General features: G+C 72.1%; 19 protein-coding genes. 7 read left to right on the forward strand and 12 right to left on the reverse strand.

Features of this window, described 5'->3' with window-relative positions:
* Window positions 1-41: 41 nt before the first annotated feature.
* Window positions 42-569, reverse strand: coding sequence for a GNAT family N-acetyltransferase (locus ACIRRH_RS36135; RefSeq protein WP_403076066.1), 528 nt, complete (start codon window positions 567-569; stop codon window positions 42-44).
* A complete protein-coding gene (locus ACIRRH_RS36140) occupies window positions 553-1,338 on the reverse strand; it encodes a GntR family transcriptional regulator (RefSeq protein WP_403076069.1) in 786 nt (261 codons plus the stop codon). Before ACIRRH_RS36140 ends, ACIRRH_RS36135 begins: the two co-directional genes overlap by 17 nt.
* A 203-nt stretch (window positions 1,339-1,541) precedes the next feature.
* On the opposite strand from ACIRRH_RS36140, the gene ACIRRH_RS36145 reads away from it, so the two are divergent.
* From ACIRRH_RS36145 to ACIRRH_RS36170, 6 genes are all read left to right on the forward strand, one after another.
* Window positions 1,542-1,952, forward strand: a complete 411-nt coding sequence (locus tag ACIRRH_RS36145; protein ID WP_403076072.1) for a helix-turn-helix domain-containing protein — start codon at window positions 1,542-1,544, stop codon at window positions 1,950-1,952.
* Window positions 1,949-2,707 (forward strand): helix-turn-helix domain-containing protein, encoded by a 759-nt coding sequence (locus ACIRRH_RS36150; RefSeq protein ID WP_403076075.1) that lies wholly within the window; start codon window positions 1,949-1,951, stop codon window positions 2,705-2,707. Before ACIRRH_RS36145 ends, ACIRRH_RS36150 begins: the two co-directional genes overlap by 4 nt.
* 21 nt (window positions 2,708-2,728) lie before the next feature.
* Window positions 2,729-2,977 (forward strand): helix-turn-helix domain-containing protein, encoded by a 249-nt coding sequence (locus ACIRRH_RS36155; protein ID WP_363380447.1) that lies wholly within the window; start codon window positions 2,729-2,731, stop codon window positions 2,975-2,977.
* A 941-nt stretch (window positions 2,978-3,918) separates the two neighbouring features.
* Window positions 3,919-5,226, forward strand: coding sequence for a DUF3987 domain-containing protein (locus ACIRRH_RS36160; RefSeq protein WP_403076078.1), 1,308 nt, complete (start codon window positions 3,919-3,921; stop codon window positions 5,224-5,226).
* A gap of 1,281 nt (window positions 5,227-6,507) precedes the next feature.
* Window positions 6,508-6,738 (forward strand): helix-turn-helix domain-containing protein, encoded by a 231-nt coding sequence (locus ACIRRH_RS36165; protein WP_403076081.1) that lies wholly within the window; start codon window positions 6,508-6,510, stop codon window positions 6,736-6,738.
* Between the two features lie 3 nt (window positions 6,739-6,741).
* The gene (locus tag ACIRRH_RS36170; protein WP_403076084.1) at window positions 6,742-7,983 is read left to right on the forward strand and encodes a tyrosine-type recombinase/integrase; all 1,242 of its coding nucleotides are present in this window, start codon (window positions 6,742-6,744) and stop codon (window positions 7,981-7,983) included.
* Between the two features lie 192 nt (window positions 7,984-8,175).
* Here the strand turns inward: ACIRRH_RS36170 and ACIRRH_RS36175 are convergent, their stop codons facing one another.
* The 5 genes from ACIRRH_RS36175 to rpsB all read right to left on the reverse strand — a co-directional run bounded on the left by ACIRRH_RS36175 (window position 8,176) and on the right by rpsB (window position 13,231).
* Entirely contained in the window at window positions 8,176-9,399 is a 1,224-nt protein-coding gene (locus ACIRRH_RS36175) for a phosphatidate cytidylyltransferase (RefSeq protein WP_403076200.1), read from the reverse strand.
* A 281-nt stretch (window positions 9,400-9,680) separates the two neighbouring features.
* The gene (gene frr / locus ACIRRH_RS36180) at window positions 9,681-10,238 is read right to left on the reverse strand and encodes a ribosome recycling factor (RefSeq protein WP_224283672.1); all 558 of its coding nucleotides are present in this window, start codon (window positions 10,236-10,238) and stop codon (window positions 9,681-9,683) included.
* Window positions 10,239-10,336: 98 nt separating this feature from the next.
* A complete protein-coding gene (gene pyrH / locus ACIRRH_RS36185) occupies window positions 10,337-11,101 on the reverse strand; it encodes a UMP kinase (RefSeq protein WP_224283673.1) in 765 nt (254 codons plus the stop codon).
* A 261-nt stretch (window positions 11,102-11,362) separates the two neighbouring features.
* Window positions 11,363-12,202 carry a translation elongation factor Ts gene (gene tsf / locus ACIRRH_RS36190; protein ID WP_403076088.1) on the reverse strand — a complete coding sequence of 280 codons (840 nt, stop codon included), beginning with the start codon at window positions 12,200-12,202 and terminating at the stop codon, window positions 11,363-11,365.
* Window positions 12,203-12,331: 129 nt separating this feature from the next.
* On the reverse strand, window positions 12,332-13,231 hold the full coding sequence (rpsB, locus tag ACIRRH_RS36195; protein WP_403076091.1) for a 30S ribosomal protein S2: 900 nt from the start codon (window positions 13,229-13,231) through the stop codon (window positions 12,332-12,334).
* A gap of 620 nt (window positions 13,232-13,851) precedes the next feature.
* Here rpsB and ACIRRH_RS36200 point away from each other — a divergent pair.
* Window positions 13,852-14,523, forward strand: coding sequence for a M23 family metallopeptidase (locus tag ACIRRH_RS36200; protein ID WP_403076094.1), 672 nt, complete (start codon window positions 13,852-13,854; stop codon window positions 14,521-14,523).
* A 123-nt stretch (window positions 14,524-14,646) separates the two neighbouring features.
* Here ACIRRH_RS36200 and ACIRRH_RS36205 read toward each other — a convergent pair whose 3' ends face one another.
* The 5 genes from ACIRRH_RS36205 to ACIRRH_RS36225 form a co-directional block, all read right to left on the reverse strand.
* Window positions 14,647-15,231 carry a TetR/AcrR family transcriptional regulator gene (locus tag ACIRRH_RS36205; RefSeq protein WP_403076202.1) on the reverse strand — a complete coding sequence of 195 codons (585 nt, stop codon included), beginning with the start codon at window positions 15,229-15,231 and terminating at the stop codon, window positions 14,647-14,649.
* A gap of 139 nt (window positions 15,232-15,370) precedes the next feature.
* On the reverse strand, window positions 15,371-16,204 hold the full coding sequence (whiG, locus tag ACIRRH_RS36210; RefSeq protein WP_403076204.1) for an RNA polymerase sigma factor WhiG: 834 nt from the start codon (window positions 16,202-16,204) through the stop codon (window positions 15,371-15,373).
* Window positions 16,205-16,751: 547 nt separating this feature from the next.
* On the reverse strand, window positions 16,752-17,948 hold the full coding sequence (dprA, locus tag ACIRRH_RS36215) for a DNA-processing protein DprA (protein WP_403076097.1): 1,197 nt from the start codon (window positions 17,946-17,948) through the stop codon (window positions 16,752-16,754).
* Window positions 17,945-19,660 carry a YifB family Mg chelatase-like AAA ATPase gene (locus ACIRRH_RS36220; RefSeq protein ID WP_403076100.1) on the reverse strand — a complete coding sequence of 572 codons (1,716 nt, stop codon included), beginning with the start codon at window positions 19,658-19,660 and terminating at the stop codon, window positions 17,945-17,947. Before ACIRRH_RS36220 ends, dprA begins: the two co-directional genes overlap by 4 nt.
* A 1-nt stretch (window position 19,661) precedes the next feature.
* On the reverse strand, window positions 19,662-20,165 hold the full coding sequence (locus ACIRRH_RS36225) for a YraN family protein (RefSeq protein ID WP_403076103.1): 504 nt from the start codon (window positions 20,163-20,165) through the stop codon (window positions 19,662-19,664).
* Between the last annotated feature and the right edge of the window lie 96 nt (window positions 20,166-20,261).

Below are 20,261 nucleotides of genomic sequence, written 5' to 3' on the forward strand. Positions count from 1 at the left end.
TCATCGTTGGCCGACGTCGGACGGCCCACAGACGGCCCGGGTCATCGGCCGTCGGGGCGACCGTGAACGGCCCGCTCGAAGAGGGCACCCGACGGCCGGTGAGGCAGGTCTACGACCCTGACCAGGGAGAAGCCCTGACTGAGGTAGTAGCGGTGGAGGCCCGGGTTCGTCTTCCAGGCGTCGAGCCGGAGGAACCGCTTCCCTGCCGCCGCCGCGCGGTCGACGGCCCAGCTCAGCAGTTCCCCGCCCACATCCCGGCCGGCGGCCCTGCGGGCCACCGCCATGCGGTGAACGTACAGGGCCTCATCCGGCCGGTCCCCGGGCTCCCAGAACTCCGGGTCCGCCTGCTCGTCCACGGTCAGGGTCGCGATGGGCTCGCCGTCGCGGTAGGCCAGGAAGCACTCCCCGCGCTCCATCGCGCTGATGAGGCGGTCCCGCCGGGGCGGGAACTGCCACTGGTCGCTCCCCAGTGAGGCAAGCCATTCGCTGGCCTCGATCAGCAGCGCCTCCACCTCTCCGAGCTGGTCCCGTCGGGCAGGGTGAATCTCCAGGTCAGTTAGCGTCGGCATCCTGCTGCTCTCGTTCCTGCTCGTAGGTGATCACGTGCCGGTCTCCCGGCAGGATCGAGACGGCCACCCGGACGGGCAGGCCCTCAGCCGTGTATCCGGTGCGGACGTGCTCCGCCACCGGCGTCCCGGCGCCCAGCTCAAGGCGCTTGGCCTCCTCCGGGGTCGGCATCCGCACGTACAACTCATCGATCGCGCGGACCTGGAGGTGCCCCAGCTCGGCGAGCACCTTGTTGGCACCACGCACGATGTCTGCGGGACGCATGATCTCGGAGTCCTGCACGATGCCCAGTGGGAAGTAGGAGTCGTTCAGGTTGAACGGCTCCCCGTCCAACCAGCGCACCCGCTGCCGCACGGCCGTGAGCTCTCCGGGCTTCAGGTTCAGGCGCTTGGCGATGTTGGCCGGCGGCTCCACGATGCTCACGTCGATGCGCTGGCTGGCCTGCCGCCCGTCCGCCGAGTGCTCCGTGACGAAGGCGTCCATCTCCTCCGAGTACGGCCGGGCCCGGAACTCGGCCTGCGGCCTGAAGACCATCGGCCGGCGCTCGCGAACGAAGTAGCCGCGGGGACGCGCTGCCTCGATCAGCCCTTCGTTGACCAGTATCCCGAGGGCCTGCCGCGCGGTGCCCCGGCCTACTTCGAACTCCTCACTCAGCTCAGCCTCGGTCGGAAGGCGGTCGCCCGCGACGAGGGCTCCGCTCGCTATCCGCTGCCTGAAGACGTCTGCGATCTGCTGGTACATCGGGGGTCGCCCAGCTCGCGTGGTTGCCATGGGTCCATGAAACCGCCCGGCCGGACCCATTGTCCAGTCAATGCGAACGATGCGCTTGACGGCATGTCATAGCCGATGCCAGAGTCTTCCCCGAGGGCCGGCATTGTTCGGACAATGCGGACGATGCCCCTGGTTCCCCGTGGGCGGCGCCCAATCCGCCAAGAAAGACCGCCGCCCACGCCCTATGCGAAGGGAGTCCCATCATGCCTGCAACGCTCGCCGCTTCACGAGTCGGCATCCGGCTGTGTGGTAGGTGCTCGGCGCACCTGAGCCGGAGCAACCCTGACACGCTGTGCGGCCCGTGCCGCCGGACGGTCGGCCCGGAGGACACCCGCCGCAGCCGCCTGGCCGAGTTCCGCGAGTCCGCCCCGGTCGCCGCCCCCGTCGTGGCGGAAGGCCCGGACCTGGGCGCGGTCCTTCGCAACTTCCGCACCCAGACCCAGCTCAAGCAGCTCGACCTGGCGGACCTGCTCGGCTTCAGCCAGTCGTACGTGTCGCTGCTGGAGCGCGGCAAGCGCACGATCCGGGACATCGCGGAGCTGCGGCGCATCGCCTCCGTCCTGCGCCTGCCGGAGGCCGCGTTCGGCCTGCTCCCGCTGGCGGTGGCCGCGTGAACGCCGCGCTGAAGAACACGGCGGGCAACGCCCGACTGCGGGCCGCCCTGGTGGCCTCCGGGATGACGATCGAGGGCCTGGCCCACGAGGTGGGCATGGACCCGCGCACGGTGGAGCGGTGGCTGAACGAGCCCGGCCGCACTCCCTACGCCCGGCACGCCCACCAGGTGGCCCAGCTGCTGCACGTCGACCCGTACGAGATCTGGCCGACCCTCGGCAACCGCCGCAAGACCAGCGCCCAGCCCCGGGACGAAATGCTCGCCTGGTACCCGACCCGGGGCACCGTCCCGGCCGCCCTGTGGGCCACGCTGCTGCGCGGCGCGGTCGACCGGATCGACCTGGCGCTGTCCTGCGGGCTGTTCCTCGCCGACGCCGTCCCGGACCTGGTCGAGCTGCTGACCGAGCGCGCCGCCGCCGGAACCCGGGTGCGTCTGGCCCTGCCGGACCCGACGCAGGCGGCGACGCAGAACGAGGCCACCCGCCTCCTGCTGGTCGAAGACCTCTACACCGCCCTCCAGCACGTTCCCGGCGTCCGCATGGTCCGCCACGGCGGCATCGCGAACGACGTCGTGCGGGCGGACGAGCAGCTGCTCGTGATGCCGAGGGTGGACGGCTGCCCGCCGGCCGCCGCCCCGGTCCTGCACCTGAAGCGCCTGGACCACGCCCCGCTCACCGGCGCCTACCTCCTCGGCCTGGACCACGTCTTCACCACCGCCGTGCCGCTGGTGAACACGCGCCGCCTCGCCGCCGCCTGACCACCACCTTCCGGAGCAGCCATGAACAACCCCGACCCGCACATGCCCTCGCTCGCCGAGCTGGTCAGCTACACCAGCCGGGAGCCGCTGACGGTCAAGCAGATCGCCGCCGCGCTCGGCACCACGAAGTGGACCGTGCACCGCGAGATCAACTCCGGCCGCCTGCCGCACTACCGCATCGGCTCCCACATCCGCGTCCAGCGCTCGGTCTTCAGGACCTACCTGAAGGACTTGAACGTCCCCGTCGGCATCACCGGCATCGCGGGCTGACAGCCCCGGCCTCAGCAGCGCTCACGCCCGCTCAGGGAGCGCTCACCGAGTGCCGCTGAAGTCCGAACGGCCAAGCCTGAAACGGTCGCCGGTGAACCTGAAACGGCGGCCGGGACGGGTGAACGCTCACCGGTGTTCACCCCCGCTCACAGGCCGCTCACCGGACGCCCTTGAAGCCCGGGTGGGCGGACCTGAAGAGGCCACCCCGGCGCCTGAAACGGTGCCCGATCCGGGCGGGTGTTCACCGGTGAACACCGGGGTGTTCACCCCCGCTCACGACCCGCTCACCGGCCGGGCCTGAAACGCCCGAGCCCGTACCTGAAACGGCCCGGGGTCCGGCTGAAACGCCGGGCCGTGGACCCGAAAACGCTGGTCGGAGGGAGGTGAACACCGGTGAGCGCTCGACTCAAGGCCGGTGAACACGGGAGCGGAGGAGCGCTTCTCCGCCCCCGCGACCGGACCTCCGGTGCCTGGCCCGGCCGCCGTTTCAGGGGCGGCGGTGGCCTCTTCAGGCCCGGCCGTGAGCGCCGGTGAGCACCCGACCGGCGGCCGGTGAACACCTCCCTCTTTAAGAGCGCTTCTCCTCGGCGGACCGGGGCGAGCGTGCCCGACCGAACACCGCCAACCGCCCCAAGGAGAAGCGCTCTTAAGGAGGCGGTGAGCACCTGCGGAAGCGTTCCCGGCAACCGGCGGAAGCGTTCCCCGCAAGCCTGCTCGACCGCCCCGCCAGTGCCCGCCACGGAACCAGGTACGAACACACACGACCCGTTTCCGTAAAGGGTTACCCGGCTGTCGACCGTGATCCGGGAAACGTTCCCCGACCCGCCGGGAACGACGCCGGAACAGACCCGCCCGAGAAGGACCCGACCCGTGCGCGACCCACCACCCAACCGACTGCCCGCCCGTTGGCCGACCCGCCCCGTGAACCCTCCGGAGAACCCGTGTCTGTCGAAACCCTCCCCTCCACCGCCGACGGCCGACCACAGGCCCTTCCGAACCCGATGTACGACCCCGCGCCCGGCATCGTGCGCCCCGACCGACCGGGCCCCGTCCCGGACCCCGAGGTGTTCTGCGGCTGGGCCGGAGAGACCGTCGCCGCGCTCGACCCGACCACCGAGGCCGACCCGGTCGGCGTCCTGGCGAACCTCCTGTCCGCCTCAAGCACGATCATCGGCTCGGGCCCGTTCCTGTGGATCGGCAACGACCGCCACCCCGCCCTCATCTGGGCCCTCACCATCGGCGGTACCTCCGTCGGCCGGAAGGGCGCCGCCACCAACACCGCGCGCCGCCTGCTCAAGGCCGCCGTGCCGGACTTCATCGCCTCCAACACCCGCTCCGGCCTGTCCTCCGGCGAAGGCCTGATCGACATGGTCCGCGACGGCAACGGCGACAAGGACCCCGGCGTCACCGACAAGCGCCTGTGGGTGATCGAGTCCGAGTACGGCATCACCATGGCCCGGGGACGCCGGGAAGGCTCCTCCCTGAGCGGCATCCTGCGCCAGGCCTGGAACGGCGAAGACCTCGGCGTGATGAACCGGGACGCGCTGCACGCCACCGCCCCGCACATCGCCGTCATCGGCCACATCAGCCCGCGTGAGCTGCGGGCCAAGATGCAGGACGCCGAGATGGCCGGCGGGACCTACAACCGCTTCCTGCCGGTCTTCGTCCACCGCACCCTGCTCGACCCCGGCGGCAGGGGCGCCCCGGATGAGCTGATCGACAACCTGGCCTCGGCGTGGAAGACCGTCCTCACGGACGCCCGCCGGGTCGGCGAAGTCCAGCTCACCCCCGAGGCCGCTCAGTTCTGGGATGACGAGGTCTACTTCGCGCTGTGCGGGAACGAGTCCGACGACGGCCCGCTCGCCGAGTTCACCGCCCGCGCCGCCCCCTACGCCAAACGCGCCGCCATGGTCTACGCCCTGCTCGACCACACCGACCGCATCGGCGAAGACCACCTGCGCGCCGCCTGGGCCCTCGTGCGGTACGCCCGCGCCAGCGCCGCCCACGTCCTCGGCGCCATGGCCAACGGCACCGGTGATCCCGACCTGGACAAGCTCGCCGCCGCCGTGAAGGCCGCCGGGGACGGCGGGCTCACTGGGGATGAGGTGTACCGGCTGTTCAAGCGCCGCAACGCCGCCTACCGCTCCGACCTCACCGCCCGACTGTGCGAGCTGCCCGGCTTCGCCGCCGTCCAGGTCCCCGGCGACGGCCGCCACAAGACCGTCTACCTCTTCGCACCCCCCGGGTGAAAAGGGTGAGAAGGGTGGAAAGGGCCCTGACCTGCGAAAACGCCGGGTGAAAAGGCGGGTGGAAAGGGGTGGAAAGCCCCCGATCATCCGCGGCCCCCGACCCTTTCCACCCCTTTCCACCCCGCTTTCCACCAGAAGAAACCGCAGGTCAGAGCCCTTTCCAACCTTTCCACCCTTTCCACCACGCACCCCAGACCGGAGACCACCGCCATGACCCGTCCGGCCACCGCCAGCCAAGCCACCCGACCGGCCACACGAGCGGACACCTCACCGGCCGCCACGACGCCCCGAGCCCGCTCCCCACCACGGACGGCCCGACAGAAGAAGCCACCCCGCCCCCCTCGGCGGGCGGGTGGACTCTTCAACCCGCGCCACACGGCCACCGGCGCACCCGGCCGAGCAACCCCGCGACGGGCCGTCACCTCCCCCCACCCACCCCCCACCCGGGAAAGTCCCTCCCCACCCGCTCAGGGGCCCGGGAGGACGTTCTCCGGCCGGGTGGGGGGTGGGTGGGAGGTCACTCTCCGCGCTCACTTTCATCACCCGCTCCGTGAATCCAGGGGTCCCACGTACGCGTGCACGCGTACGCGCGAAGAAGCCCCCAACCGACACACAGCGTCACCACCAGCCAGCCGCCCGACCGTCGGGCCCGAAGCGTCAGGAGCCGTCTGACGGCCCTGGCGCCCAGACCCCGGGTAACACGCACGCGCGCGCGAGGAACCCCCGTCTGACGCGTCTGACACCCCTCCCTGACGGTCCTGACGCCCCGACTGACACCCGCCCTGACGGCCCTGACACCCACCCGGCAACCGGTCTGACGGCCCTGACACCCCGCACCGACCGCCCGGCAGCGTTTCTGACACCCCTGACGGCCGCCCTGACACCCCAGCCCCGTCACCCACCGCACCCAACCCAACCACCCGCCCAGACCGCTTGTCGCTTGTCGCCCCGTTTGCCGGACACCGGCCGAACCACCCGCGCTCCGGCGAAACCCACCCCTGACCAGGCACCCGACAAGCGACAAGACAAGCGACAAGCCGACCGGACGACAAGCACCACGACAAGGAACACAAAGGCCGACACAAAGCCCACCTGTCACCTGTCGCCTGTCACCTGTCACCTGTAATCCCCACCCCACGAAACAGGGTCCGGGAGCCCCGAACCCACCCCTGACCTGCGCCTTACAGGCGACAGACAGGTGACAGGCGACAGGTGACAGACAGGCCACACGACAGGTGAGGCGACAGGCAGACGACAGCCCAAACCGCCCAGGAGGAGACCTTGGCCAACCGCCGCGCACCGGCTGACACCCCGCCCACCGTCGTGCCGCTGCCCGCCCGATTCCTCACCCCCGAGGACATCGCCGCGATGTTCGGCGTCCCGCTGGAGACCGTCTACCAGTGGCGCCGCAAGCACACCGGCCCGCCCGGATTCCGGGTCGGCCGGCACCTCCGCTACCACCCCGACGCCGTCGCCCAATGGGTGGCGGACCAGAGCCGAGAGGCGGCCTGACCCATGGCCGGACACATCCAAGACCGCTGGTACAAGACCGAGCCCGGCCCCGACGGCAAGCCCCGCCGCGTCCGCACCGACCGCTACGGCAAGGGCAAGCGCTACCGGGCCCGCTACATCGGCCCGGACGGCACCGAGAAGAGCAAGAGCTTCCCCGACCGCCAGAAGCGCCAGGCGGAGGAGTGGCTGACCGAGATCGAGGCCGACATGTCGCGCGGCCAGTACGTCGACCCGAAGGCGTCGCGGACGACGTTTCAGCAGTTTGCAGAACGGTGGCTCAAGGCCCAAACCACGGACCCGGCCAGTCAGGTTCTGGTGGAGACCAGGTTGCGGCTGCACGCGTTCCCGCGGATCGGCCGGCGGCCGCTCGACTCGTTCCGGCCGTCCCACATCCAGGAGTTGGTGAAAGGGCTGGAGCAGAGCCCGATCTCGGGCGGGTACGCCCGGAACATCTACTCCGACGTGCGGGCGGTCCTGTCTGCCGCCGTGGACGACGGGTTGTTGGTCCGCAACCCGTGCGGCGCCGCGTCGGTCCGCCCGCCCGCCGTCGAGGCCCGTCGCGTCGTGCCCTGGCTCCCGGAGCAGGTGTTCGCGGTTCGCGGCGCGCTGCCCGAGCGGTACCGAGCGATGGCCGATCTGGGCGCCGGGTGTGGACTGCGGCAGGGCGAGATCGTCGGTCTGGCGGAGGATGATGCGCTCGACTTCGAGGGGGGCACGGTCCGGGTGCTCCGTCAGGTGAAGCAGATCCGGGGGAAGGCCGTGTTCGCTCCCCCGAAGTGCAACAAGGAGCGCGACGTCCCGCTCCCCCGTTCCGTGGCCGCCGCCCTCCGTGCCCACATGGACAGCTGCAAGCCCGTGCCGGTCACCCTCCCGTGGAAGACCCCGGACGGGCCGAAGGTCACCTTCCGGCTGCTGTTCAGCAACACCGCTGACGGGCTGGTCTGGCGGAGCAACTTCAACCTCCAGGAGTGGAAGCCCGCCATCGCGGCGGCCGGCCTCATCCCGACGCCGCGTCCCGGTGAGCCGTACGCCTCCGCCCGCGAGCACGGCATGCACGCCCTGCGGCACTTCTACGCTTCGGTCCTCCTGGACGCCGGGGAGAACATCCGAGCGGTCAGCGACTACCTCGGCCACGCCGACCCGGCCCTGACGCTCCGGGTGTACGCCCACCTGATGCCGAACAGCCAGGATCGTGCCCGGAAGGCCGTCGACCGGCTGTTCCTGCCGGGCGAATCGGCGGCCTGACGGCCCAGGGACGGCCCAGGGCACACAAAACGGCCCCCTATCGGCGGGAAACCCGCAGGTAGGGGGCCGTTTGTCGTTTCACCTGTCAATGTTCTCCGGGCTTAGGCATGGTTGTTCCAGTGTCGCAGACGCGCGAGGGCCCCCGGACGCCAGGCGTCCGGGGGCCCTCGCGCGTACGTCTCGTACGCCGGGTCAGCTGCCGACGAAGGCTGCCAGCAGCAGCCAGACCACCGGGGCGGTCGGCAGGAGCGAGTCCAGCCGGTCCATGATGCCGCCGTGACCGGGCAGCAGCGTGCCCATGTCCTTGATCCCGAGGTCGCGCTTGATCATCGACTCGCCCAGGTCGCCCAGAGTCGCGGTGACCGCCGCGCAGCCGCCCAGGATCAGGCCCTGCCACCAGCTGCCGCCGTCGATGATCAGCTCCATCAGCAGCGCGCCCGCCAGCATCGACAGGGCGATGCCGCCGGCCAGGCCCTCGCGGGTCTTGCCCGGGCTGATCGTCGGGGCCAGCTTGTTCTTCCCGAACTTGTAGCCCACCGCGTAGGCGCCGGTGTCGCTGCAGATCGTCACGATCAGGAAGAGCACGATCCGCTGGGGGCCGTCGTCGGCCGCCAGCATCATCGCCACGAAGGTGGCCAGGAACGGCACGTAGAAGGCCGTGAACACGCCTGCCGTTATGTCCCGCAGGTAGTCCTCCGGCGGCTCGGCCATCCGCCAGACCATCACCGCCAGCCCGGTCAGCGCGAGCGAGGCGGCAGCCCACTGGATGCCGGACCAGTAGCCGGTGGCGACCATGGCGATGCCGCCCACGACCAGCGGGACCAGCGGCGCCTTGATCTGCTTGCGCTCGGCGAGCCGGCTGGTCAGCTCCCACACGCCGACCGCGACCGCAGCCATCACGACGACCAGGAACAGCGCCTTCACCACGAACAGCGAGGCGACGATCACCGCACCGAGGCCGACACCCACGCCTATGGCGGCCTGGAGGTTACGGCCACCGCGCTGCTTGCGCGGCTGCGGCTGCGGGGCGGGCTGGGCGGCCACGGGTGTCTCCTGCCCTGGGTGGGACGACGGCACGAAGTGGGGCTGCCCGGCCGCCAGGTGGTTCGCCGACGGCGCGGGATGCACCGGTGCCCCCGGGTGCGACGGGGTGCCGTGACCGGGGGCGGGGGTGGTGTCGCCGGATATCGCGCGGAGCACGACCGTCTCCGTCACACCCCGCGGCGCCGGCACGGGCTGCTCCTCCCGGAACAGCGGACCGCCCAGTTGGCCGGACTCCCGGGCCTGCCCCTCGGCGGGGTCGGCCGGTCCGCCGATGACGGGCCGTCCGTGGGCCGCGGGCCGTCCGTGGGCGGCCGCCCGACCGGGGCCGGGCGTGCCGGGCAGCACGCCGGGCCCGGCCGGCACGGGAGGCATGACCTGAGTCTCCTCCGCGTCGCCGCCCCAGTACACCGGAGGCTGCTGCGACTGATCCGAACGGAGGCCCGGCGCCTCCCGGGTGACGCCCGGCGCACCCGGGGGCACGGCGTGGCCGCCCGGGTGGCCGGGGTGTCCCTGGGCCGGCGCCGACCGCGCGCCGTACCCCGGCGCCGGGTGGGCCGGGATACGGGCCGCCTGCGGGTGCGGCGCCGGGCGGTAGGGCTGGAACTGCTGGTCGGACGGGCCCCAGTAGCCGGGGGCGTCAGGGGCGTCGTTCATCAGACCTCGAGCAGCTCGGCTTCCTTGTGCTTCAGCAGCTCGTCGACCTGGGCCACGTACTTGGCCGTGAGGTCGTCGAGCTCCTTCTCGGCGCGGCGGCCGTCGTCCTCGCCGACCTCGCCGTCCTTCACCAGCTTGTCGATGGCGTCCTTGGCCTTGCGGCGCACCGAACGGATCGAGACCTTGGCGTCCTCGCCCTTGGTGCGGGCGATCTTGATGAACTCCCGACGGCGCTCCTCGGTCAGCTCGGGCAGCACCACGCGGATGATCGAGCCGTCGTTGGACGGGTTGACGCCCAGGTCGGAGTCGCGGATCGCCTGCTCGATGGCCTTCAGCGCGGTCTTGTCGAACGGCGAGACGACCGCCATCCGCGGCTCCGGCACCGAGAAGGAGGCCAGCTGGTTGATCGGCGTCACGGCGCCGTAGTACTCCGCGACGATCTTGGCGAACATCGCCGGGTGCGCGCGGCCGGTGCGGATGGCCGCGAGGTCGTCCTTGGCGACGCTGACGGCCTTCTCCATCTTCTCCTCGGCCTCGAGGAGGGTCTCTTCGATCACTGTGGTCTCCCTGTCCGGTTCATCTGCTGTTGTCCCGACCGGTGTCGGCGCGGTGGCCGGTCGCGGCACCGGCGCCGTCCCGTACGGCTGGTTGCTGCTCAGGCCCGGACAGAATCCTGGCTGATGAGTGTGCCGATCTTCTCACTCTTCACCGCACGCGCGATATTGCCCTCCGCCAGCAGTTCGAAGACCAGCATCGGAAGGTTGTTGTCCTTGCACAGCGTGATCGCGGTGAGGTCGGCGACCTTGAGGTCGCGCGCGATGACCTCGGAGTACTCCAGCGCGTCGAACTTGACCGCGTCCGGGTTGGTCCGCGGGTCGGAGTCGTAGACGCCGTCCACGCCGTTCTTGCCCATCAGCAGGACGTCGGCGTGGATCTCCAGGGCGCGCTGGACGGCCGTGGTGTCGGTGGAGAAGTACGGCATGCCCATACCGGCGCCGAAGATCACCACGCGGCCCTTCTCCAGGTGCCGGACGGCCCGCAGCGGCAGGTACGGCTCGGCGACCTGGCCCATGGTGATGGCGGTCTGGACCCGGGTCTCGATGCCCTCCTTGACCAGGAAGTCCTGCAGCGCCAGGCAGTTCATGACGGTGCCGAGCATGCCCATGTAGTCGGAGCGGGCGCGGTCCATGCCGCGGACCTGGAGCTCGGCGCCCCGGAAGAAGTTGCCGCCGCCGATGACCACCGCGACCTCGGTACCGGCGCGGACGACGGTGGCGATCTCCCGGGCGATCGCGTGCACGACGTCCGGGTCGACGCCGAGCCCGCCACCACCGGCGAAGGCTTCACCGGACAGCTTGAGCAGCACCCGGCGGCGCGAGCCGGCCGTGGGGTCCTGCGCGGTCTCCTGCGTCTCCTGCATGGACTTCTCCTTTTTGCACCTACTGGTCACAGGCGCGGGTGTGCGGATGCCCCGCCTGCGTGTACACGCGAGGAGGCCACTGCCGCGGGAACCGGTTCGGTGTCCTGCACGGCAATGGCCTCCTCGTCGTTCATGGTGCCGACGCGAGCCCGCCCGTTGGCGGTAGGCGCGGGGTGAGCCCGTTCGGCGTTCCTCCCGCCCCGTTCAGCGGGCGGGGGCGGTTCCCAGCGTAAGGGCGCCGGGGACCAGGTGGAACGTGGCTCAGGCGCCGACGCGGAAGCGGGCGAAGCGCTTGAGGGCGACGCCGTTCTCCTCGAGAACCTTGGCGACGGTCTTCTTGTTGTCCTTCGCGAAGGCCTGCTCCAGGACGGAGTGCTCCTTCACGAAGCCGGTGACGCGGCCCTCGACGATCTTCGGCAGGGCGGCCTCCGGCTTGCCCTCCTCGCGGGCGGTGGCCTCGGCGACGCGGCGCTCGTTCTCGAGCTCCTCGGCCGGGATCTCCTCGCGGGACAGGTACTTCGGCGCGAAGGCGGCGATGTGCTGCGCGACGTCCTTGGCGACCTCGGCGTTCTCCTTGTCCAGCTCGACCAGGACGCCGACGGCCGGCGGCAGGTCGGGGCTGGTCTTGTGCAGGTAGACCGCGACGAAGCCGTCACCGTCGAACTGGGCGAAGCGACGGAAGACGATCTTCTCGCCCAGCGACGCGTTGGCCTCGTCCACGAACTGCTGGACGGTCTTGCCGGCCTCGATCTCGGAAGCCAGGGCGGCGTCCAGGTCGGCCGGGGCCGACTTGGCGACGTGGGCGGCGATCGCGTCGGCGACCTCGACGAACTTCTCGCCCTTGGCGACGAAGTCGGTCTCGCAGTTCAGCTCGACCAGGACGCCGGACTTCTTGTCCTCGGCGATCAGCGCGGCGACGGCGCCGTTGGAGGCGTCACGGCCCTCGCGCTTGGCAACGCCCTTCTGGCCCTTGATGCGCAGGAGCTCGACGGCCTTCTCGACGTTGCCCTCGGCCTCGTCCAGGGCCTTCTTGCAGTCCATCATGCCGGCGCCGGTGAGCTCACGGAGCTTCTTGACGTCCGCGGCGGTGAAGTTCGCCATGGTGTGAATCTCTTCTCGCGTCTCGCGTGTCTGCGTGGAGTGGCACCGGGACCGGTGGTTCGGTCCCGGCGCGGGAGAGAGGGGCACCCGCCGGTTTCGTACCGGCGGCTGCCCCTCACCCTTGGTACGTCAGGCCTGCTCGGCCGGCGCCTCGGTGGTGGGGGCCTCGGCAGCGGGGGCCTCGGTGGCGGGAGCCTCGGCAGCGGGGGCCTCGGTGGCGGGAGCCTCGGCGGCGGGGGCCTCCTCAGCCTTCTTCTCGCCCTCGAGGAGGTCCTTCTCCCAGGCGGCCAGCGGCTGGTCGGCACCCGGCTCGGCCTTGGCGTCGCCCTTGGCGACACCGGCGCGGGCCTTCAGGCCCTCGGCCACGGCGTCGGCGATCACACGGGTCAGCAGGGTGACGGAGCGGATCGCGTCGTCGTTGCCCGGGATCTTGTAGTCGACCTCGTCCGGGTCGCAGTTGGTGTCGAGGATGGCGACGACCGGGATGTTGAGCTTCCGGGCCTCGCCGACCGCGATGTGCTCCTTCTTGGTGTCCACGATCCAGACGGCGCTGGGAACGCGCTGCATGTCGCGGATACCGCCGAGGGTCTTCTCCAGCTTGTCGTGCTCGCGCTGGAGGACCAGGAGCTCCTTCTTGGTGAGGCCGGAGCCGGCCACGTCCGAGAAGTCCAGCTCGCCGAGCTCCTTCAGGCGCTGGAGGCGCTTGTAGACGGTCGAGAAGTTGGTCAGCATGCCGCCGAGCCAGCGCTGGTTCACGTAGGGCATGCCCACGCGGGTGGCCTGCTCGGCGATGGCCTCCTGGGCCTGCTTCTTCGTGCCGACGAAGAGGACGCTGCCGCCGTGGGCAACGGTCTCCTTGATGAACTCGAAGGCGCGGTCGATGTAGTTCAGCGACTGCAGGAGGTCGATGATGTAGATGCCGTTGCGCTCGGTGATGATGAAGCGCTTCATCTTCGGGTTCCAGCGGCGGGTCTGGTGACCGAAGTGGACGCCGCTCTCCAGCAGCTCCCGCATCGTGACGACGGCCATTGCCGTGCTCCTTGGTGTTACGGCCCGGCGGCGGCACTGCCTCGCAGCGATCGCCCACAGCCGGGTCAGGCTCGGTTTGTCCGTGGCGGCCAGGTGACAGCCACGCCTGACGCCCCGAACGTGCCGAGCCGCTTCTGCCCTCCCGGCCCTGGGGCCGGTCGGGCTCGGCGGACCGAGCGGCACTCGCACCTGGCGGGGCTGCGGACGAACCGCGTCCGACCGCCGGTGGCGGGGCGTGCGAAGTCGACCCGGCGGACCGGGTCGCGTGTGAAGTGTACGGGAAGCGCCGAGGGAGGAGCGACTCCACGCGTGGCCGGGGGCCCGCCGAGGACCTGCGGGGAGCCCGGGGAACGGCCGGGGCGGGCGGGTTCCGGTGGGGCTGCGGCGGGGTCGGGGCGGGGCCGCGGGGCGCAGCCCGGGGTGGGCGCGGGTGTGGGCTCAGGAGTGGACGCGGGCTGGTCGGCAGCCCGCCCGAGGTCCGTCGCCGATGTGCCGTTTGTACACCGGATGGCGGCGTCCGTACACCCGCCGGAGGGACGGCGCTCGGGCGCGTGGGCGGTTTGTCCACAGGAATCCGGATGTGGGTGGTGCGGGGGCGGCGGGGTGGTGAGGCTGCGGGCATGACTGGTCGTGGGTGGTTCGTCGGGGTGATCGGGGTGGTTCGGGGCCTGCGAGGGGCGCTGTCCGCGGTGGTGGCGGTGGTGCTCGTCCTCGTGCCCGTGCTGTCGGGGACTGCGGATGCCTTGGGTGCCCCAGGAGCCTCGGGGGCTTCGGGGGCATCGGGGGCATCGGGGGCATCCGGAGGTGCCGGCGCGGCCGGTGTCCCGGGCTCGGGCGGCGGGGTCGGGCGGGGTGGTGTTGAGCGGGCCTGGCCGGCGGGCGGACCGGGCGGGCTGCTGGGCAGGTTCGAGCCGCCGGCGAAGGTCTGGGCCGCCGGGCACCGGGGGGTGGACCTCGCCGGCGTACCTGGGATGGAGGTGCGGGCGGCGGCTCCTGGAGTGGTCACGTTCTCCGGGCCGGTGGCCGGGCGGCCGGTGGTGACCGTCTCCCACCCCGGCTCGGGCTCTCCCCCGCTCCGGACCACCTACCTGCCCGTCACCGGCACTGTCCCGGTCGGTACCCCGGTGGCCGCCGGGCAGGTGATCGGGCTGCTCGCCCCGGACGGACGGCACTGCGCCGGGCGCGACTGCCTGCACTGGGGGCTGCTGCGCGGAAGCCGCTACCTGGACCCACTGGCCCTGTTCGGCGCGGGCACGGCACGGCTGCTGCCGTTGGACGGCGGTGGTGGGTAGGGCGCACGGTCGCGCGCCAGTCGGCGGCAAGCCTGGCCTGGCCTGACCTGGCCTGGCCAGGCCTGGGCAGGGTTGAGGCCGGATCCGGATCCGGGACCGGCCTGGGCAGGACCGGGGCCCGGCTCAGGGACGGACGAGCCCGTGCAGCACCATCGCGACGGCGGCGTCGGCGATCTCCTCGGGACTCTCGGTCGCACAGCCGGCGCGACCCCCGGCCGCAGCCTGCTCGGCCCTGCGGGTCGCCGCCTCCACGACGCCCTGGACCAGGGCTGCGGCGAGCCGGGGCTGCTCGTGGCCGAGGTCCTCCAACGTCCGGCCGACCAGACCGGCCAGCCTGCCGTGCGCTGCCCTGATCCGCTCACGCGCGGCCTCGTCGAGCTCCAGCTTCGAGATCGCCACCACCGCACGGTGCCGGGGGTCGGCAGCCAGCGCCAGCTGGCCTCGGACGTAGGCCTCGATCCGCTCGACGGCGGTGTCGCAGCTCTCCATCCCGGCCTCGATCTCGGCCGCCCAGAGCGGGAGGTCCACCTCGCAGAGTGCCTCGACCACGGCGGCGCGGGAGCGGAAGTACTCGTAGACCGAGGAGCGTGCCAGCCCGGTGCACGCGGCGAGCGCGGGGAAGGTCAGGGCCTCCATGCCACCCTCGGTGAGCAGGGTGCGGGCAGCATCGAGGAGAGCTGCACGCTGGAGCTGGCGATGCTCGGCCACCGTGGCCGCTCGGATCTTCGGCACGCTCCCACTGTACGGAGCCCTACCTCCGGCCGGTACGGCGCCGCGCATCGCGAGGAGGCGCGGGCCCGACGACCGGTTACTGCCGACCGGGGTGCGGCGCCCGGCTGCCGACGCCCTATCGGATGTCCGACAGCTTGGCGCGCAGTTGGAGGACGGACTTGGTGTGGATCTGGCTCACCCGGCTCTCCGTCACCCCCAGCACCTGCCCGATCTCGGCGAGGGTGAGTCCCTCGTAGTAGTAGAGCGTCACCACCGTCTTCTCCCGCTCGGGGAGGGTGTTGACCGCCTGGGCCAGCAGCCTGCGCAGCTCTCGGTCCTCGGCCACCTCGACCGGGTTGTCCGCGCCGTGGTCCTCCAGGGTGTCCATCAGGCTCAGCCGGTCGCCGCCCTCCCCCACCGGGTGGAGCAGTTCGTCCAGCGCCACCACGTTGGCCAGCGACAGCTGGCTGAAGATGGCGTGCAGGTCCTCGATCGCGATGCCCATCTCGGCCGCGACCTCGGGCTCGTGCGGCGTCCGGCGCAGCCTGGCCTCCAGCGTCGCGTACGTCCGCTCGACCGCCTTCGCCTTCTGCCGCACCGAGCGCGGGATCCAGTCCAGGGCGCGCAGCTCGTCGATGATCGCGCCGCGGATGCGGCTGATCGCGTAGGTCTCGAACTTGATGGCGCGGTCAATGTCGAACTTCTCGATCGCGTCGATCAGCCCGAAGACCCCCGAAGAGACGAAGTCCGCCTGTTCGACGTTGGAGGGCAGACCGACCCCGACCCGGCCCGCCACGTACTTGACGAGCGGTGAGTAGTGCAGGATCAGCTGCTCGCGCAGCCGCTGGTCCCCGCTCTCCTTGTAGGAGCGCCAGAGCTCTTCGAGCGCGGTGCGGCCCTGGGCCGCGGCCTCCCGGGCGTCCTGCCCCTGATCGCTGTCCGCCGCCCTCTCCCGCCGGGGCGGGGACACCGGCGAGGCGAACGGCCGGGAGGCGACGCCCCGGGCCGGCGCACTGCCGGGTGGCCGGGGCGCGCCGGCCACGACCGCGCCGGGGGGCGCACCGGCGGGTGCGCCGACGGGGCCGACCGCGTCAGCGCCCTGGACCGGCTCTGCGCCCCGGGCCGCATCCGCAGGCTGGGGCACCACCGTCGGCTGGCCACCCTGGCGCGACAGGCCTCCCATCGTCCCCGCCGGCTTGGCCGGGAAGTCGGGCGCGGGGCGCCGGTCGGCCCGCGGCCCTCCCGAGGACCGAGCGCCACCGGTCACTCTGTGTCCGGGAATGTGTGTGGGCATGCGTTGGTCTGCGCCGTTCTGCCGAGTCATGTGCTGATAGGGAAGGCATGTGGAGCGTAGCGTGACCGACTCGCTGCGAAGCGCTACCGCCACCCGGTCGTCCCCCGATCCGGTGGCGCTCGCACACAGGATCGACAGGCGAACAGGAGAATCGGATCGGCGGGTCGGCCGGGCGGTTCCGACCTGTGCTCCCTCGGCGCGAATGCGTTCTCCGTCCCGACGCTCACCTCCTCCGCACCACGCGCCAGTGCGCGCCGTGCCGCTCCACGTAGCCGAGTGATCCCAACTCGTAGAGCCGTTGCAGGACCTCGTCCGGCGGGAGCCCGGACTGCCGGGCCAGCCGCTCGACCGGTGCGCCCTCCGCCGTCGCCGGTACGGCCTCCAGCACCCGGGCTACCGCCGGTTCCAGCAGGTCGCGCGGGAGCACCGGGCCGCTGCGCGGCGGCGCCAAGTCGTCCCCGATCGCCCCGATCAGCTCGGCGATCTCGGCCGCGTCGGTGACCAGGGTGGCACCCCCGCTGCGGATCAGGGCGTGCACCCCGGCGGAGAGCTCCGAGGTGACCGGGCCCGCGACGCCCATGGTGTGGCGGTTGAGGTCCCGCGCCCGTCTGGCCGTGCTCAGGGCGCCGCTGCGCACCGCCGCCTCGACCACCACCGTTCCCCGGGTGAGCGCCGCGATGACCCGGTTGCGGAGGACGAAGCGGAAGCGGTTCGGGTGCTCCCCGGGCGGGAGTTCGCTGATCAGCAGACCCTGGACGCCGATCCGTCGGATCAGTTCGGCGTTGCCCTTGGGGTAGGCCACGTCGACGCCGCAGGCGAGCACGGCTGCGGTCATCCCGCCGACCGCGAGTGCCCCGCGGTGCGCGGCCGCGTCGATCCCGTAGGCGGCTCCGGAGATCACCACCCAGCCGCGCTCGGCCAGTTGGGCCGACAGCTCCCCCGCGACATGGGCGCCGTAGGCCGTGCAGGCGCGGGCGCCCACCATCGCGACCGAGCGGAGCGCGAGCAGCCGCAGGGAGCCGGTGCCCGTCACCCAGAGCCCGATCGGACGCCCGTCACCGAGGTCGTCGAGTTGGCTGGGCCATTCCGTGTCCCCCGGAATGATGAACCGTCCGCCGACGTCCCGTACCCGTTTCAGGTCCATCTGCGGGTCCAGCCCCGACAGCCGCGCCTGGTACCCGGCCAGTCGGGTGGAGTCCAGTCCGGGGTGGTCGGGCACCGTTCCGTCCCGGATCGCCTTGACCACGTCGACGGCGGGGAGTTGGCCGAGCCACCGGCCGACCACCGCGTCTCCCGGTTCGCTGAGCCGGCCGAGCGCCACCCGGGCGAGACGCTCGGGATCGGGCTCGGCAGTGGTTGCGGCACCGGCCCCGGCCTCGGCCGCTCCGGGAATTCGAGGTTGCCTCACCAACTGGTTCATGCCTCACCCTCCTGGCTCTGCGAATGGTCGTCAGGCGCCTCGGGCTTCCCGGACCGGCCGCCTTCCGGGCTGCCGCGCTGCGCCCGGATTCCGCCGAGCCGGCCGAAAACCCGCTCGGTCAGAAGCAGTCCGTGCTCCTCGCCGGTGCGCAGGACCAGGGCGGTGCGCACGTCCCGCTGGTCCGGCCGGTCGCGTCCGGCGAGGTCGGCGACCGTCCAGGCGACCCGGAGCACCCGGTCCAGGCCCCGGGCGGTCAGCAGCCCCCGTTCCAACTGCCGCGCGGCGTCGTTGAGCGCGCCGGCCGCGAGCTGCCAGCGAGTGCGCAGTTCGTGGCCCGGCACCTCCGCGTTGGTCCGCCACGGGGTGTCCGCCAGCCGGGCCGCCGCCCGCTCCCGCGCGGCCAGCACCCGGGCCGCGACGGTCTCGGTGGTCTCCGCCGTGGTGTCCCGCTCCATGAGCTCGACCCTGGTCACCGGGGCCACCTGGACCTGGAGGTCAACCCGGTCCAGCAGTGGCCCGGAGAGCCGACCCTGGTAACGGCTGACCATGGCCGGGGTGCACTCGCAGCCTTCGCCCCGCCGCGAGTACCGGCCGCACGGACAGGGGTTGGCCGCCAGGCAGAGCAGGAAGCGGGCGGGGAGCCGCAGCGAACCGGCCGAGCGGGCGATCACCACCTCGCCCGACTCCAGCGGCTGGCGCAGCGCGTCGAGCACCCGGACCGGGAACTCCGGTGCCTCGTCCAGGAAGAGCACGCCCCGGTGGGCCAGCGAGACCGCCCCCGGCCTCGGCAGACCGCTGCCGCCGCCGACGATCGCGGGCATCGTCGTGGAGTGGTGCGGGGCGCAGTAGGGAGCGGTGTCGATCAGTGGGCGCCCGGCCGGGAGCAGTCCCGCCACCGAGTGGACGGCGGTGACCTCCAGTGCCTCCTTCTGGGTCAGCGGCGGGAGCAGCGCGGGCAACCGCTCCGCCAGCATCGTCTTGCCCGCACCCGGCGGGCCCTTCAGGTAGAGGTGGTGTCCTCCGGCCGCGGCGATCTCCAGGGCCCGCCGGGCCTCGTACTGGCCGGCCACGTCGGCCATGTCGAGCCGGGCCGCCTTGTCGTCGGGCAGGCCCCGCACGCCCGCGCAGGGCAGCATCAGGCCGGCCATCAGTGGATCCGGCCGACCGCCGATCGGGTCCGGCGGCTCCTCCGGTGCCGCCGCCCCGGTCAGTCCGGCGACGAGCTGGCGCAGGCTGCGGACGCCGATCACCGTCACCCCGGGGACGAGCGAGGCCTCGGGCGCGGTCTGCTCGGCGACCACAACCCGCTCGTACCCGGCGTCCGCGGCGGCCAGCACCGACGGCAGCACCCCTCTGACCGGCCGCACCCGGCCGTCCAGCCCCAGCTCGCCGATGATCAGCAGGTCGGCGATGGCGGAGGGGTCGAGCCGTTCGGCGGCGGCCAGCACGGCACAGGCCACCGCGAGGTCGAAACCGCTGCCGCTCTTGGGCACCGAGGCGGGGCTGAGGCCGACCGTCAGTTTGCGCTGCGGCCAGGCCTCACCGCTGTTCACGACCGCGGCACGAACCCGGTCGCGGGCTTCGGTGAGCGCCTTGTCGGGCAGGCCGACCAGGGTGAACGCGGCCACCCCGGGCTCCAGATCGGCCTGGACCTCGACGATCACTCCGTCGACACCGACCAGCGCGACGGAACAGGTGCGGGCGAAGGCCATCTCAGACCACCCCCCGCAGGTGATCGACCAGGGCTGCACCCCGCACCCGGTTGACCACTGCGACCAGGTCGATCCGCACCCCGCCCGGCGGGGCGGGCGGCCATTGCGGATCGGTGGGCCCCGGGTCGTAGTCAGGGCCGGCCAGCTGGGCGAAGTGACCGGGCCAGCGCTCGGCCATCCAGCGCTCGGCCAGGCGTTGCAGCCGGGCGGCCTTGGTCCGGTCGATGGCCTCGGTGGGCTGCTGGAAACCCTGCTCGGAGCGGGTCTTCACCTCGCAGACCGCCACGGTGTCGCCGTCGAGGGCGACGATGTCCAGCTCGCCCTCGACACAGCGCCAGTTGCGGTCCAGGATGCGGAGCCCGGCCTCCGCGAGGCGGCGGGCGGCGACCCGCTCCCCGTAGCGGCCGAGCGCGTTCTTGGTGCTGCGGTCCGCGGTCGCCCGCGGGGCGTTCCCGGCTGCGGCCGTGTCCGGTACGGCCTGGTCCTGCACGACGGTGTGCTGCATGGTGACCACCTCCGCCGAGGAGGCTGCACCAATGCGCACGATGAGGCCCGGGAATTCCCGTTCCCTGTGGATAACCCGGACCTGTGGACAACTTTT

It is taken from the genome of Kitasatospora sp. NPDC101235, from assembly GCF_044767505.1.
Classification (GTDB): domain Bacteria; phylum Actinomycetota; class Actinomycetes; order Streptomycetales; family Streptomycetaceae; genus Kitasatospora.